Annotated in this window: 12 protein-coding genes; 9 read left to right on the top strand and 3 right to left on the bottom strand. The window is 70.1% G+C overall.

Annotated features, from left to right (window positions below; genetic code table 11):
- Positions 1-13: 13 nt before the first annotated feature.
- The 4 genes from ABT057_RS28770 to ABT057_RS28785 all read left to right on the top strand — a co-directional run bounded on the left by ABT057_RS28770 (position 14) and on the right by ABT057_RS28785 (position 3,834).
- Positions 14-610, top strand: a complete 597-nt coding sequence (locus tag ABT057_RS28770; RefSeq protein ID WP_352346511.1) for a M48 metallopeptidase family protein — start codon at positions 14-16, stop codon at positions 608-610.
- Between the two features lie 120 nt (positions 611-730).
- Positions 731-2,368, top strand: a complete 1,638-nt coding sequence (locus ABT057_RS28775) for a TerD family protein (RefSeq protein WP_352346512.1) — start codon at positions 731-733, stop codon at positions 2,366-2,368.
- 11 nt (positions 2,369-2,379) lie between these two features.
- Positions 2,380-3,060, top strand: a complete 681-nt coding sequence (locus ABT057_RS28780) for an AIM24 family protein (RefSeq protein WP_352346513.1) — start codon at positions 2,380-2,382, stop codon at positions 3,058-3,060.
- A gap of 18 nt (positions 3,061-3,078) precedes the next feature.
- Positions 3,079-3,834, top strand: a complete 756-nt coding sequence (locus ABT057_RS28785) for an AIM24 family protein (RefSeq protein WP_352346514.1) — start codon at positions 3,079-3,081, stop codon at positions 3,832-3,834.
- Between the two features lie 74 nt (positions 3,835-3,908).
- Here ABT057_RS28785 and ABT057_RS28790 read toward each other — a convergent pair whose 3' ends face one another.
- Together ABT057_RS28790 and ABT057_RS28795 are read right to left on the bottom strand one after the other, a co-directional pair.
- Positions 3,909-4,424, bottom strand: coding sequence for an NUDIX hydrolase (locus tag ABT057_RS28790; protein WP_352346515.1), 516 nt, complete (start codon positions 4,422-4,424; stop codon positions 3,909-3,911).
- Complete coding sequence (locus ABT057_RS28795) at positions 4,421-5,887, bottom strand: zinc-dependent metalloprotease (RefSeq protein ID WP_352346516.1); 1,467 nt, start codon at positions 5,885-5,887, stop codon at positions 4,421-4,423. Before ABT057_RS28795 ends, ABT057_RS28790 begins: the two co-directional genes overlap by 4 nt.
- A 195-nt stretch (positions 5,888-6,082) precedes the next feature.
- Between ABT057_RS28795 and ABT057_RS28800 the strand changes: the two genes are divergently transcribed.
- The 4 genes from ABT057_RS28800 to ABT057_RS28815 all read left to right on the top strand — a co-directional run bounded on the left by ABT057_RS28800 (position 6,083) and on the right by ABT057_RS28815 (position 9,216).
- The gene (locus ABT057_RS28800) at positions 6,083-7,192 is read left to right on the top strand and encodes an SDR family oxidoreductase (RefSeq protein WP_352346517.1); all 1,110 of its coding nucleotides are present in this window, start codon (positions 6,083-6,085) and stop codon (positions 7,190-7,192) included.
- Between the two features lie 82 nt (positions 7,193-7,274).
- Positions 7,275-7,736 carry a molybdenum cofactor biosynthesis protein MoaE gene (locus ABT057_RS28805; protein WP_352346518.1) on the top strand — a complete coding sequence of 154 codons (462 nt, stop codon included), beginning with the start codon at positions 7,275-7,277 and terminating at the stop codon, positions 7,734-7,736.
- 199 nt (positions 7,737-7,935) lie between these two features.
- The gene (locus ABT057_RS28810; protein ID WP_352346556.1) at positions 7,936-8,067 is read left to right on the top strand and encodes a hypothetical protein; all 132 of its coding nucleotides are present in this window, start codon (positions 7,936-7,938) and stop codon (positions 8,065-8,067) included.
- A gap of 54 nt (positions 8,068-8,121) precedes the next feature.
- Entirely contained in the window at positions 8,122-9,216 is a 1,095-nt protein-coding gene (locus tag ABT057_RS28815; protein ID WP_352346519.1) for a YlbL family protein, read from the top strand.
- A gap of 21 nt (positions 9,217-9,237) precedes the next feature.
- Here the strand turns inward: ABT057_RS28815 and ABT057_RS28820 are convergent, their stop codons facing one another.
- Entirely contained in the window at positions 9,238-9,780 is a 543-nt protein-coding gene (locus ABT057_RS28820) for a PPA1309 family protein (RefSeq protein WP_352346520.1), read from the bottom strand.
- Between the two features lie 164 nt (positions 9,781-9,944).
- Between ABT057_RS28820 and ABT057_RS28825 the strand changes: the two genes are divergently transcribed.
- Positions 9,945-12,932: a UPF0182 family membrane protein gene (locus ABT057_RS28825; protein ID WP_352346555.1), complete on the top strand. Its 2,988-nt coding sequence runs from the start codon at positions 9,945-9,947 to the stop codon at positions 12,930-12,932.
- The last annotated feature ends 7 nt before the right edge of the window (positions 12,933-12,939 follow it).

The raw sequence follows: 12,939 nt of genomic DNA on the forward strand, positions 1-12,939 counted from the left end.
GTAACGTCGGGGCGTGCCCGCCGACCCCCTGCACCGCGCCGGAACGCCACAGCGCAGCACGACGAGCCAGCCGCCGAGCGGCTCGGGGGCGACCCCGATCGAGGTCCGCCGGAGTGCCCGTCGACGCAGGACGGTCTCCGCGTACCGCGAGGGTGATCGCACCATTGTGCTCATCCCCGCCCGGATGTCCGAGGCCGAGGAGCAACGCTGGGTGAGCGTCATGCTCGACAAGCTCGCCGCCCAGGAGAGCCGGCGGGTGCCCGGCGACGCCGAGCTGGCCGAGCGCGCCGAGCGGCTGTCGGACCAGTACTTCGGCGGCCGGGCGCGGCCCGCCTCGGTGCGCTGGGTCACCAACCAGAACACGCGCTGGGGCTCCTGCACACCGGCCGAGGGCAGCATCCGGCTGTCGCACCGGCTGCAGGGCATGCCCGAGTACGTCGTCGACTACGTACTCGCCCACGAACTCGCGCATCTGCTCGTGCCCGGCCACGGCCCCGACTTCTGGCGGCTGCTGGAGGCGTACCCGCGCACCGAGCGGGCCCGCGGCTACCTCGAGGGTGTGGCCGCCGCGGAACGACTGCCTCACGTGTCCGGCGCGCGCGAGGAGTGAGCCGTCCCGTACCGGGGCGCCGGTTGTGTACCGGGTCTGTACCGACATCGTCCGTTGTCGGAGTTTGCCGTTAGCCTGGCGCGACGCACTCGCATTCGGGATGGGGGACGGTCGTTACGCATGGCCAGGGAATTCCAACGCGGCCACAAGGCCAGGATCAGTGACCTCACCGCGGGCACCGATCTGTACGTAGGCGTGCAGATCTCCGCCCCCGGCCTGAGCTTCGACATCAGCTGCTTCGGCCTCGACGCCGACGAACGGCTCTCCGACGACCGGTACTTCGTCTTCTTCAACCAGCCGAAGTCCCCGGAGGAGTCCATCCAGCTCCTGGGCGTCCAGGCGGGCGACACGGAGTCGTTCCGCGTCACCCTGGACCGGATCCCCCCGCAGATCCAGAAGCTGTCCTTCACGGCGACCATCGACGGCGCCGGACAGATGTCGCAGATCAACCCCGGGTACATCCGGATCGTCGCGGGCGGCGAGGAGGTGGCCCGGTACGCGTTCGACGGCTCGGAGTTCTCCACCGAGCGCGCCGTGATGCTGGGCGACTTCTACCTGAAGGACGTGTGGCGCTTCGCGGCCGTCGGACAGGGCTTCGACGGCGGTCTGGAGGCGCTGCTGAAGAACTTCGGCGGCGAGGTCGCGGAAGAGGAGGCGCCGGCCGCCCCTCAGCCGCAGCAGCCCCAGACCGGTGCGGCCCCCGGCTTCGCCCCGCCCGCCTTCGCCGCGCCGGCGCCCGCCCCCGCACCCGCGCCTGCTCCCGTCCCGCAGCCACAGCCCGCGGCGCAGGGCTTCGCGCCGCCGCACGCCCCGACTCCCGCCCCCGCGCCCTCGGTGCACGCCGCGCCGACCATCGTCGCGCCCATGGCCCCGCCCGGCGGAGCCCCCGTGCCGCCGCCGGCCCCGGCCCCCGCGCCCTACGGCCAGCCCAGCGCCCCGCCGCCGCCCGGTTACGGCCAGCCGCAGGCACCGCAGCCCCCGCAGGCCCCGATGCCGCCACAGGCCCCGATGCCGCCCGGTTACGGCCAGCAGCCCCCGTTCGGACAGGTTCCGGGCCAGCAGGCCTACGGCGTACCGCAGGGTGCGCCCCAGGGCGGCGCCGGAGTCACCGCCGCGCTGCAGAAGTACAGGGAGACGCCCACCGGGCAGCGCTGGACGCAGCAGAACAAGAAGCTGATCCGTGTCGATCTCGGCATCGGCGGCCAGCCCGTGCTGGCCCGGCAGGGCAGCATGGTGCTCTACCAGGGCAAGGTCGACTTCGGCTACAAGGGCGCCGGATTCGCCGGCCGCATCGTGGGCAACGCGACCGGCCAGGAGATGCAGCTGATGCGCTGTACCGGCCAGGGTCAGGTGTTCCTCGCCGAGAACTCCACCCATCTGCACCCCATCGAACTCCAGGGTGACGCGATCTGCGTCTCCGCCGAGAACGTCCTCGCCTTCGACGAGAGCCTCCAGTACGAGGTACGCCGCATCGAGGGCCACGGCATCCCCGGTGGCGCGCTGTTCACCATGCAGTTCCAGGGCACCGGCACGATCGTCGTCAAGACGCACGGCACGCCCGTCGTCCTGCCGGTCACCCCCACCACGTTCGCCGACTGCAACGCCGTCGTCGCCTGGTCGGCCGCCGCCCAGGTGATCGTCTCCAGCCAGGTGCGGATGCGCCGCAACGCCTACGCGGGCGACACCGGGGAGAGCGTCAACCTCCAGTTCCGGGGCGCGCCCGGCAACTTCATCGTCGTCCAGCCGTACGAGGTCTGAGGGAGCCCGTCATGAACCAGCCGCTCGCGGGCTACGCCCCCGCACCCGTCACCGCCCGTATGGAGAACCACGGCAGTCACATGCTGAAGGTCGCCATGCAGACCGGGAACGACCTCTTCGCGCGCGTGGGCTCTATGGTCGCCTACGAGGGCTTCGTCCAGTACGAGCCCAACCCGCCGGCCGTGCGCCAGATCGCCCGCGACTGGATGACCGGCGAGGGCGCGCCCCTGATGAAGTGCACCGGGGACGGACTGCTCTACCTCGCCGACTACGGCGCGAACGTGGTCGTGATCAACCTCAATGGCGACGGCATCTCCGTCAACGCCACCAACCTGCTCGCCTTCGACGCGCATCTGACGTGGGGCGTCGAGCGGGTGAAGGGCCTCGCGAAGTTCGCGGGGCAGGGGTTGTGGAACACGAAGATCTCCGGGCAGGGCTGGGTCGCGCTCACCTCCCGCGGCACGCCGATCGTCGTCGACTGCGGCGGCGGCGAGGACGAGACGTATGTCGACCCGGACGCGCTCGTCGCCTGGTCCCCGAACCTCAAGGTGAAGGGCAAGCGCAGCTTCAAGGCGCAGTCGCTCATCGGCCGGGGCAGCGGTGAGGCCTACCAGATGGCCTTCTCGGGCCAGGGCATCGTCGTCGTCCAGCCCAGCGAGGACAGCACCGACCGCCTCCGGATCCGGGGCTGAGGGGGAGCCAGAAACGCCATGCAGAGCTCACTTTTCGCGCACAACGACTCGCAGACCCAGGAACGCTGGAGCCTGCAGAACAAGCAGATGCTCCGCGTCGTCATGGAGGGCCACGACGACATCCTCGCCCGCAAGGGCACGATGGTCGCCTACCAGGGCCTCGTCGAGTTCGACGCCGAGTACCAGAGCAACCAGCAGGGACGCGCGCGTGCTTACACGGGCGAGGGCCTGGACCTCATGCGCTGCCACGGGCAGGGCACGGTCTATCTCGCCAACCTCGCCCAGTACGTCCACCTCGTCGAGGTCGAGCAGGACGGGCTGACCGTCGACAGCAGCTACGTCCTCGCCATGGACTCCTCGCTGCACCACGAGGTCATCGCCGTCGACAGCCTCTACGGCATCTCCGGTTCCGGGAAGTACCAGCTCAACATCACCGGCCGCGGCCGGGTGGCCCTGATGACCTCGGGCGCGCCGCTGATGATGCAGGTCACGCCCGACAGGTACGTCAACTGCGACGCCGACGCCATCGTCGCCTGGTCCACCGGGCTGCGCGTGCAGATGCAGGCCCAGACGCACTCCTCCGGGGTGTGGCGCAGGCGCGGCAACACGGGTGAGGGCTGGGAGCTCAGCTTCATGGGCAGCGGTTTCGCCCTGGTGCAGCCCAGCGAACTGCTGCCGCCGCAGAACGCGCAGATCGGCTCGGGGCTCGCCGCGCAGTACGGGATGGGCCAGCACGGGGCCCGGGCCCAGAACCAGGGCAACGTCTGGAGCTGAGCACCCGCGACGTCCGGAAGCCAGACGTAAGGGGCGGTCACCCGGGTGACCGCCCCTTACGCGTGCGGCGTGGTTCACAGCCGCGCGCGGGTCGTCTCCAGCAGTCGCACGACCGACTCGTCCGCCACCTCCGCCACCTGGTCGTAGGCGAACCAGCGCAGGTCGAGGGACTCGTCGCTGATCGCCTCCACGGCGCCGGACGGGGCGAGCGCCGCGTACTGGACGTCGAGATGCCACGCGCAGGGTGTCAGATGCCGGTCCAGGCGCACCGGACCGCCGGGCAGCAGCTCCAGCCCCGGGATGCCGGACTCCTCGGTCCCCTCGCGCAGCGCGGCCGCAGCCAGCGTCTCGTCGGCCGGCTCGCAGTGGCCGCCCATCTGAAGCCACATCCGCAGCTTCTTGTGCAGCGTGAGCAGCACACGGCCGCGCGAGGGGTCGATCACCAGGGCGCTCGCCGTGATGTGACCGGCCCCGCAGGCCTTCCACATGCCGTCGGGGTGGGCCGCCAGGTGGTCCAGGTAGGTCTGCCGCAGGCCGGTCTGGTCCTCGTAGCCCTTGAGTACGAGGACCGCGTCGTCGAACAGGCTCACTCGGTGTCGTCGCCCTCGGGGTCGTCGGTGGAGTCGTGCGTGGAGTCTTCGTCCTTCTTCAGGTTCGGCCTGTCGGCCGGGCCGGCGCTTCCGGCCTCGCCGAGCATCTTCTCCAGCTCGGAGAAGTCCAGCTGCTCGCGGTGCACGAAGCCGTCCGGGTCGTCCAGGTCGGAGGCCGTCGGCAGCATGTCCGGGTGGGCCCACAGGCCGTCCCGGCCGTCCACCCCGCGCGCGTCCGTCAGCGAGGCCCACAGACGGGAGGCGTCACGCAGCCGGCGCGGGCGCAGCTCCAGACCGATCAGCGTGGCGAACGTCTGCTCCGCGGGACCGCCCGTCGCGCGGCGGCGGCGCAGGGTCTCGCGCAGCGCGTCCGCGGACGTCAGACGGGGCTTGGCGGCCGCGTGCACCACCGCGTCCACCCAGCCCTCGACGAGGGCGAGGGCCGTCTCCAGACGGGCCAGGGCGGCCTTCTGCTCCGGGGTGTCCTCCGGCTGGAACATGCCCTGCTGGAGGGCGTCCTGCAGCTGCTCCGGGTTCTGCGGATCGAACTGGCCGACCACGTCCTCCAGCTTGGCGGTGTCGACCTTGATCCCTCGCGCGTAGCCGTCGACCGCGCCGAACAGGTGCGAGCGCAGCCACGGCACATGGGCGAAGAGCCGCTGGTGGGCGGCCTCGCGCAGGGCGAGATAGAGCCGCACCTCGTCCTGTGCCACGCCCAGGTCCTTGCCGAACGACTCGATGTTCAGCGGCAGCAGCGCGGCCCGGCCGGCCGGGCCGAGGGGCAGACCGATGTCGGTCGAGCCGACGACCTCGCCCGCCAGCACCCCGACGGCCTGCCCGATCTGCGAGCCGAACATCGCGCCGCCCATCGAGCGCATCATGCCGATCAGCGGGCCCGCCATGGCCTGCATCTCCTCCGGCAGGACATCGCCCATGGCGGCGCCGACCCGCTCGGCGACCGGGTCGACGAGCTCCTTCCACGCGGGCAGCGTCGCCTCGACCCACTCCGCGCGCGACCACGCCACGGCCGAGCCGGCGCCGGATGGCAGCGACGTCGCGTCGTCCAGCCACAGGTCGGCCAGACGGACCGCCTCCTCGACAGCGGTGCGCTCGGCGGGGCCGATGCTCGCGTCCTTGACGCCGTCGGACGTGCCGCCCGAGACCGTCTGGCGGGCGATCTGCTTGGCCATGTCCCAGTTCACCGGACCGCCCTCGTACGAGAGCATCTGGCCCAGCTGCTGGAACGCGGCGCCGAGATCGGTGGGGTTCAGTGAACCGAACATGGCTGCGAGCGGATTGTCGGCACCCGGACCGCCGAAGCCGCCGCCTCCGGGCAGCCCGCCGAAACCGAACGGGTTGGCCTGTCCCTGATCACCGCCGCTCTGCTGGTCCTTCTTCTTGCCCTCGTCGCCGTCCTCCGGCTCCTCCGGCGGAAGGCCGAATCCGAATGGGGTGTCACTCACGGGGTTCCTCGGCTGGTAAGGCCACCGGTTCTGGCCCGGCGGCGCGGCTGCCCTGCAACACCACCCAGCGTAGACACCCCGGGGCTCGATCGGGCCTCGGTGCTTCGCCGACTCCTGGCCTGCGGCAGGATGGATGCCACTGGTACGTACGCGTCACTCGCGCCCGTATGCCAAGACAACCGCTGGAGACACCTGGTGAGTTCCCCAGATCCGCAGGTTCGCGCAGCGCGAAACCGCTCAACCCCGGGCGGTTCGCGCGGGCCCGTCGTCGCCGTGACCGGCGCCGCGACCGGGGTCGGCGCCCTGCTCACCGAGCGGCTCGCCGCCTCGGAAGAGGTCAGGCAGGTCGTCGCCATCGACGAGCGGCGGGGCGAGTGCGACGCGGCGCAGTGGCACATCCTCGACGTCCGTGATCCGGCGATCGCCGAGAAGCTGCGCGGGGCGGACGTCGTGGTCCACCTGGCGCTCGATCTCGACCTGGGGAGTGACAGCGCCGCCCGGACGGCCTACAACGTGCGCGGTACGCAGACCGTGCTGACCGCGGCCGCGGCGGCCGGGGTGCACCGGGTGGTGCTGTGCACCTCCGCGATGGTCTACGGGGCGCTGGAGGACAACGAGCTGCCGCTGTCGGAGGACGCCGAGCTGCGGGCGACGGCGGAGGCGACGGGCGTCGGGGACCTGCTGGAGATCGAGCGGCTGGCGCGGCGGGCGCCTCGCGCGCATCCGGGGCTGAACGTCACCGTGGTGCGGCCGGCGGTGCTGGTGGGCGGTACGGACACGGCGCTCACCCGGTACTTCGAGTCGCCCCGGCTGCTGGTCGTGGCCGGGTCCCGGCCGGCCTGGCAGTTCTGCCATGTCGAGGATCTGTGCAGCGCTCTGGAGTACGCCGTCCTCGAGAAGGTCGACGGGGAACTGGCCGTCGGGTGCGACGGCTGGCTGGAGCAGGAGGAGGTGGAGGAGCTCAGCGGGATCCGGCGGATGGAGCTGCCGTCGGCGGTCGCGCTCGGTGCGGCGGCCCGCCTGCACCGGATCGGGCTGACGCCGTCTCCGGCGGGGGATCTGGCGTACACGATGTACCCGTGGGTGGTGAGCGGGTCGCGGTTGCACGACGCGGGGTGGCGGGCGCAGTGGACCAATGAGGAGGTGCTCGCGGAGCTGCTGGAGGAGGTGGCCGGGCGGCACACGGTCGCCGGGCGGCGGCTGGGGCGGAAGGACGCGACGGCGGCGGGGGCCGCGGGGGCGACGGTCGCGCTGCTGGGCGCGGCGGCGGTGGTGCGGAGGGCCCGGAAGGCGCGGCGTCGGTGACGGCGGGGCGGGAACCCGCACGCGCGCGTACCGCGTGACGACGCCATTTCCCCTGCTTCGGGGCGTGCGGCACGATGGAGGCATGGCATCCACCAACGATCATCCCGGCGAGTCGGCCGCGCAGGATCCCGTCAAGCTGATCGCCGTCCGTGACACCCCGCTCTCGCTGGACGAGGTCTTCCGGGCCGTCGGGGACGACGCGGCCGGGGGGATCGCGTTGTTCGTGGGGACCGTGCGGAATCACGACGGCGGTGCGGATGTGGACGCGCTCGGGTACTCGTGCCATCCCAGCGCCGAGGCCGAGATGCGACGGGTCGCGGAGAAGGTCGTCGCCGAGTACCCGGTGCGGGCGCTGGCGGCCGTGCACCGGGTCGGAGAGCTCGGCGTGGGGGATCTCGCCGTGGTCGTGGCGGTGTCGTGTCCGCATCGCGGGGAGGCCTTCGAGGCCTGCCGGAAGCTGATCGACGACCTCAAGCACGAGGTGCCGATCTGGAAGCACCAGAAGTTCTCCGACGGGACCGAGGAGTGGGTGGGGGCCTGCTGAGCGGCCCACCCGGTCCAGAACCCGTCCACCAGGTTCCCCCCAGCCCGCTCGAGCCGCTCGGCACAGCGACCTCCGGTTGCGTAACCGCACCCCTGCCGTGAGCGTTGTCAGTGCGGATGGTTAATCTGCTGATCAGTCAGTTGCGGTACGGGGTTGGGAGGTCGGCATGGCGGCGCTCGCCTGGTTGCTGATTCCGCTTGTGGCTGCGATCGCTGCCGGACTGTGGGGGAGCTGGGCCAACCGCACCCGCAGGACCCGCGGCGACGGACCCGAGCTGGACGGATACGCCCGCTTCCGGGCAGCCATGGAGAAGTCGCACTCCGGTACCTGACCCGGGTGGCGGCCCTGACGGTGCGCTGACAGACGCGTCCCGTACTGTCGTGCCATGCCACGCCGCACCGCGACGATGCTCGCCTCCACCCTGATGCTGATCGCGCTCCTGTGCGCGGGAGTGCTCATCAAAGTCCCGTACTCGGAGATGTCCCCGGGGCCGACGGTGAACACGCTGGGCGAGCACGGCGGTGAGCCCGTGCTGCAGATCGCGGGGCGGAAGACCTATGCGACGAGCGGCCACCTGAACATGACCACGGTGCGGGTCACCAGTGCCGACTACCGGATGAACCTCGTCGAGGCGGTCTACGGGTGGCTGGCGCACGACAACAAGGTCGTGCCGCACGACACGCTCTACCCCGACGGGAAGACCGAGGAGCAGTCCACCCAGGAGAACGCCGAGGAGTTCAGCCAGTCCCAGGAGAGCGCCAAGGTCGCCGCCCTGGAGCAGCTGGACATCCCGGTGTCGTCCTGGGTGATCGTCTCGACCGTGGTGAAGGGGTCCCCGGCGGAGGGCAGGCTGCACGCCGGGGATGTGATCAAGGCCGTCGACGGTACGACGGTGAAGGAGCCCGGCGACGTGGCGAAGCTGGTGACCAAGCACAAGCCGGGGCAGGACGTCGTCTTCAGGATCGTCCCGGCCAAGGAGCAGGCCGCCGCGGAGAAGGCGAACAAGACCGCCACGAAGACCCAGGACGTCACCATCACCACCGCCACCTCCGACGACAGCGGTGAGAAGCGGGCGATCGTCGGGATCTCGGCGGGGACGGACCACACCTTCCCGTTCAGCATCGACATCAAGCTCGCCGATGTCGGAGGGCCGAGCGCGGGGCTGATGTTCGCGCTCGGGATCTACGACAAGCTCACGCCCGGCAGCCTGACCGGCGGCAAGTTCGTCGCCGGTACCGGGACCATCGACGACGACGGCAAGGTCGGGCCGATCGGCGGCATCGAGATGAAGACCGTCGGCGCGAGGAGCCAGGGGGCGCAGTACTTCCTCACCCCGGCGGACAACTGCGCGGCCGCCGCCAAGGACACCCCCTCGGGGCTCAGGCTCGTCAAGGTGAACACCATCGACGACGCCCTCGCCGCCCTCGAGGACCTCCGCAGCGGCGACACCGCCGAACTGCCGAAGTGCACCGGAAAGTAACACCGGCGGGCAGCCCGGCGGCTACTCCTCGAAGGTCGCCGACAGCGCCTCCGCCAGGCCGGGGACCAGGCCCGCGCCCGTGAGGACCTCCGTCGGCGCGTCCTTCTCGCGCAGACGCAGGGCCGAGTCGCGGGTGCCGTCGCGCAGGACCGCCACCGTCATCCGGACCTCCTGGCGGTCCGGATGCTCGGCCACCCACTGCGCGAGCTTCGCCTCGCTCAGCCCCTGCGGGACCTGGGCCTCGGCGGACGGGGGCAGCATCAGCCGCTCCACGGTCAGCGCGCAGCCGACGACCGCGTCCGGCCAGGCGATCGTGGCGAGGAACTCGTCGAGCGGCTTGTCCGTTGGCACTTCGTCCTGCTCGATCGGGGTGAGACCGGTGGTCTCGGGCGCGTCGTCAAGGCCGAGCTGGGCGGCGAGCGCGGGTTCCTGAGCCCGCAGCCGTGCGGTGTCTACGAGTGCGAAGAGGCGGGCGGGCTGGTCCCAGCCGAGGCCGGAGGCGTACTCGTCGATCTCGAGCACGGCCCAGGTGAGCGGACTCGCCGCCATGGGAGTGTTGGACATGGTCACAATCCTCTCTCGTTCCTGGCCGGAATCGGGAACCGAGTAAACGGTGAGTAAGTTGCATAGGTGTGGGTCCACGATCACGGGGGGCCACGTACGGTCCACGAACACGCGGGCCTGACGGATCAAACAGCGACTTCGAGGTGCGAACCTTGGCTTTCCAGATGCCGGACCGCGGCGGAGGCCCGACAGGGCCGCGGATCAGAGTGGGCCGCCCGTCCCGGCGGGTCCGGACCCTCCTCATGACACTGGGCGTGCTTGCCGTCCTCGGCATGGCGTTCACCATGTTCGCGGGGTTCTGGACGGACTGGCTGTGGTACCGGTCGGTGAACTACTCGTCGGTGTTCACCACCACGCTCTGGACCAAGATCGGACTGTTCTTCGTCTTCGGTCTGCTGATGGCCCTCGCGGTGGGCTTCAACATCTGGCTGGCCCACCGGGTGCAGCCGCCCATGGCCGCGATGTCCGCGGAACAGCAGAGCCTCGACCGCTACCGCATGGGCATCAGGCCCTACAAGAGGTGGCTGCTGCTCGGCATCGCCGCCCTGGTGGGCCTGATCGCGGGCGCCTCGGCGGCCGGCCAGTGGCGCACCTGGCTGATGTGGGTCAACGGCGTGCCCTTCCACCAGAAGGACCCCCAGTTCCACCTCGACGTGTCGTTCTTCGCCTTCGACCTGCCCTGGTACCGGTTCCTGCTCGGCTTCGGCTTCGCCGCCACGATCCTCTCCCTGATCGCCGCCGCGCTCACCCACTACCTGTACGGCGGGCTGCGCGTCACCAGCCCCGGCGCGCGGGCGACTTCCGCGGCCACCGGACATCTCTCGGTGCTGCTCGGCATCTTCGTCGCGCTGAAGGCGGTCGCCTACTGGCTCGACCGGTACGGTCTCGCCGTGAAGTCCAGCGACTTCAAGGCCACCGACAGCTGGACGGGCCTCAGGTACGTCGACGCCAACGCCTACCTGCCGGCCAAGACGATCCTGTTCTGCATCGCCGTCATCTGCGCCCTGCTGTTCTTCGCCACCCTGTGGCGGCGCACCTGGCAGCTGCCCGTCATCGGCTTCGGCCTGATGGTGCTCTCCGCGATCCTCATCGGCGGGCTGTACCCGGCGATCGTCCAGAAGTTCCAGGTCCAGCCGAACGAGCAGGCCAAGGAAGCGCCGTACGTCGAGAAGAACCTCAAGGCGACGCGTGAGGCGTACGGCATCGACGACACCAAGGTCAGCGACTACGCCGGCACGAGCCCCACCAAGGACAAGACCAAGCTGCGCGACGTCGTCGACTCCACGGCGAGTGTCCGCCTGATGGACCCGAACGTCGTGTCGCCCACGTTCCAGCAGCTCCAGCAGATCCGGAACTACTACGCGTTCCCGACCAATCTGGATGTCGACCGGTACAGCAAGGACGGCAAGGACCAGGACACGGTCATCGGTCTGCGCGAGCTGAATCTCAACGGCATCCCGAAGAACAACTGGATCAACGACCACTTCCGCTACACCCACGGTTACGGCGTGGTCGCCGCCAAGGGCACCGAGGCGGACGACCAGGGCCGCCCGGTCTTCACCGAGTACGACCTGCCGTCCAAGGGCGACCTCGGGACGTACCAACAGCGCATCTACTACGGCGAGAAGACCACCGAGTACTCGATCGTCGGCGGCCCCCAGAAGGAGATCGACTACTCCGACGACAGCGGCGAGCGGACCTACACCTACACGGGCAAGAGCGGCGTCAGTCTCTCCAACCCGGTCAACCGGGCGGCGTACGCGGTGGCGTTCGGCGAGCCGCAGATCCTCTACTCCGGGGCGATCGGCGAGGGTTCACGGATCCTGTACAACCGGACGCCGAAGGAGCGCGTCGAGGCGATCGCGCCGTGGCTGACCATCGACGGCGACGCCTACCCGGCCGTGGTGGACGGCCGGATCCAGTGGATCGTCGACGCGTACACGACGACGAACGGATACCCGTACGCCTCCCGTACGACCCTCGGTGACACCACGGCCGACTCGCTGACCGCGAACAACAACTCGCGCGCCGTGGTGGCCCAGCAGAACCAGGTCAACTACATCCGGAACTCGGTGAAGGCGACTGTCGACGCCTACACCGGCAAGGTCGAGCTCTATCAGTGGGACACCCAGGACCCGGTCCTGAAGACCTGGATGAAGGCCTTCCCGGGAACGGTCGAGCCCAAGAGCGACATCTCGGACGACCTCATGGCCCATCTGCGGTACCCGCAGGACCTGTTCAAGGTCCAGCGCGAGCTGCTCAGCCGCTACCACGTCGAGGACGCGCAGACGTTCCTCAGCGGCAGCGAGGTGTGGCAGGTGCCGGACGACCCGACGAACGAGTCGGGCAGCGCGGTGCCGCCGTACTACCTCAGCATGAAGATGCCCGACCAGAACTCGCAGGTGTTCTCGCTGACGACGACGTTCACCCCGAACGGCCGGGACAACCTGAGCGCCTTCATGTCGGTCGACGCGGAGGCGGGCAGTCCCGACTACGGCAAGATCAGAATCCTGAAACTGCCGACGAACACCACGGTCAACGGCCCCAAACAGGTGCAGAGCCAGTTCAACTCCGAACAGGACATCGCCGAGACCATCAGCCTGCTGAGCCGCGGCAATTCCAAGGTCGAGTACGGCAACCTGCTGACGGTGCCGCTCGACGGGGGCCTGCTCTACGTGGAGCCCATCTACGTACGGGGTGGCGGACTCAAATACCCCCTGCTGAGAAAGGTGTTGGTGACCTTCGGAGGCAACACCGCCTTCGAGGACACCCTCGATCAGGCCCTCAACAAGGTCTTCGGCGCCGAGAGTGCGACACCGCCGGAGAACGACGGCGGGGGTACGACGACACCGCCGACGTCCGGCAACCCGACGGTCCAGGAGGCGCTGAACGACGCGCAGAAGGCGTTCACCGCCGGGCAGGACGCCCTCAAGAAGGGCGACTGGGAGGCGTACGGCAAGGCGCAGAAGGATCTCGAGGCCGCGCTGAAGCGGGCCGAGGACGCGCAGACCGAGGCGGACAAGGGCAACAAGGCGAGCAGCAGCCCGAGTCCGGGCAGCAGCGCCGGCAGCGGCTCGACCGCGAGCCCTGCTCCCAGCGGCAGTCCGAGTCCGACCAGCAGCCCGAGCAGCAGCCCAGGTAGCAGCGGCTGATCAGGAC

This window comes from Streptomyces sp. NPDC002588 (genome assembly GCF_040295925.1).
Taxonomy (GTDB): domain Bacteria; phylum Actinomycetota; class Actinomycetes; order Streptomycetales; family Streptomycetaceae; genus Streptomyces.